The following is a 2,191-nucleotide window of genomic DNA, read 5'->3' as shown; positions in this document are numbered from 1 at the left end:
CAGGACCAGGGGGGCAGCTTGGTGCAGGCCCGGTCTCAAGAAAACCTTAGCCTCGGATGGCCACCTCAAGGCCGAAGACGTCGGCCGCCGATTTGCCAGAGGCGAGGGCGCTTATGCATTCGGCTTCGCGGATGAGCTTGGCTTCGGCACCGGCGATAAGGGTTCTGGTGGCTTGAGGCGACAGCGCTACGAGACCGTCGTCATCGCCGATCACCAGATCCCCCGGCGCGACAAGGCAGCCGCCAATCACGACGGGCAGGTTGACGGAGCCGCGCTCGGCTCCGATCGGGCCACGCGGCGTGATCCACCGCGAAAAGACCGGGAAATTGTCCCAGCCGCCGAGTGTTCCGGTGTCACGGACGGCCCCGTCGCAGATCAGGCCCGCAACGCCCTTGTTGCGCAGGTGACCGGACAGAATGTCGCCGATCATGGCCGTATCGCGGTGGCCACCTGCGTCGATCACCAGAACTTGACCCTGTTCGATCACGTCGAGCGCATGCAGGACCGCGCCGAAATCGGGTGCTTCGCAGCGCACGGTTACGGCCTGACCGAAGAGCCGGGGTTGAAGGCCTGCGGGTCGAAGCGGGCGGATGGCAGGGTCGATCTGACCGGCGCCTAGGACCAGATCAACGGCGATTGTTGTGGGAACCGGAACCCAGCGGGCGATCTCGGCAGGTGTGAGGTCAAAGGGCGGTGGGGCGTGAAGCGTGACTGTCATGGTACCTCTGGTTCAGAAGGATAAGTTGGCGTGCAAGGCCAAGCCCAAGGCAGCAATCCCGGTCTGGATATTCGCCTCCGACTGGGCAGAGAAATTGAAGCGGGCGTGATTGGCGCGCGGAGTCAGTGGAAAGAAGGTGGCCCCGGGCACAAAGGCCACACGGGCTTGCGGCAAAGCCACGTCGCGCATGAATGCAGTGGCGTCAAAGCTTTCAGGAAATGTGAGCCAGGTGAAAAGGCCGCCTTCGGGGTCGGTTGCGCTGATCTCTTGCGGAAAATGTTGCCGGATGGCGTTGAGCATGGTCTCTTTCTTAGCGGAGTAGGCTGTCCGCAAGGTCGCGATATGGGCCGAAAGGTCGTAACGATCCAGAAACAGGCTGGCGGCCGCCATGTTGAGGGTCGAGGTCTGGGTGTCGGCGGCAACCTTCAAGAGGCCCATGCGTGCAAGCAGGTCAGGGCTTGCTATGGCCCAGCCGATGCGCAGACCAGGGACAAGGACTTTGGAAAAGCTGCCAAGGTGGATGACCCGCCCCTCTGTGTCCAAGGACTTGAGGGTGGGCAGGTTCTGAGCGGAAAACCGGATATGGCGGTAGGGCGTGTCTTCCAGCACAATCAGGTCATACCGGTTTGCAAGTGCGATCAACTGTTTGCGCCGCGCGAGCGAGAGGGTCACGCCGGTCGGGTTCTGGAAATCCGGGACGGTGTAGATCATCCGGGCCCGTGGGTTGGCCGACAGGATTGCTTCAAGGCGCTCGGTCTGCATTCCGTCTGCGTCGACGGGGACGACCGCGTATTGGGGCTGGCTGGGCTCAAAAGCGATCAGAGCGCCCAGAAAGGTAGGGTCCTCGGTTATGATCACGTCATCGGGGTCAATCAACATCCGTGCGGCAAAGTCGAGACCCTGCTGAGAGCCTTGCAGGATCAGCACGTCATCTCCAGTGCAGGGCGTGCCATCCGCAGTCATAAGTTTGGCGATCTGGTCGCGCAGATGCGGTAAACCGTTGGAGGGCGCATATTGCATCGCGACTCCCCCAGGCGCCCGAATGATGTCGTGAAAGATGGCGTCCAACTGCTCCTGCGGAAACAGCGTGGCGTCTGGATAGCCACCGCCGAAGGAAATGATCGACGGATCGGCCCCCAAGGCCAGCAATTCACCAATGGCCGATGGCCGCACCTTTGCCATCCGCTGGGCATATCTGAAAGTCATCGGGGCTCTGTCCTGATTTGTGTCGGTTATAGGAGACACGATTAGATAGGACGCTGCAAGCGTTGCCCGCCCTGCAACACTGACCCGCAGCGCCCTGGCTGGTCGAGCATCTGCACTTCGTCCGCAGATCTAAAATGGCGCGACGGAAAATGCTGTGGCACCCAAAAACGGCAGATCTGTGGAAGCCACACCGCGGGGCCAACTCGGGCCCGACCGGCTGCAAAAGGCCGTTGGTGTCGTTCGGACGCGCCTTCACGAAGGGCGGAA

The 2,191-nt window shown here is 61.7% G+C and carries 2 protein-coding genes; both read right to left on the bottom strand.

All coding sequences use genetic code 11. The features are described from left to right. Positions 1–46: 46 nt before the first annotated feature. Positions 47–718, bottom strand: coding sequence for an RraA family protein (locus V7730_RS22580; RefSeq protein ID WP_335749800.1), 672 nt, complete (start codon positions 716–718; stop codon positions 47–49). 12 nt (positions 719–730) lie between these two features. Further along, entirely contained in the window at positions 731–1,924 is a 1,194-nt protein-coding gene (locus tag V7730_RS22575) for an aminotransferase-like domain-containing protein (RefSeq protein WP_335749799.1), read from the bottom strand. Positions 1,925–2,191: the final 267 nt, after the last annotated feature.

The sequence above is a fragment of the Sulfitobacter sp. genome (assembly GCF_036961165.1).
Taxonomy (GTDB): Bacteria; Pseudomonadota; Alphaproteobacteria; order Rhodobacterales; family Rhodobacteraceae; genus Sulfitobacter.
Note: the sequence above shows the minus strand (reverse complement) of the source record. Positions and strands in the feature narration are given on the sequence as shown.

Coding starts and splice junctions, on each gene's coding strand:
- V7730_RS22580 (WP_335749800.1), bottom strand. CDS start 718: ATGACAGTCACGCTTCACGCCCCACCGCCCTTTGACCTCACACCTGCC.
- V7730_RS22575 (WP_335749799.1), bottom strand. CDS start 1,924: ATGACTTTCAGATATGCCCAGCGGATGGCAAAGGTGCGGCCATCGGCC.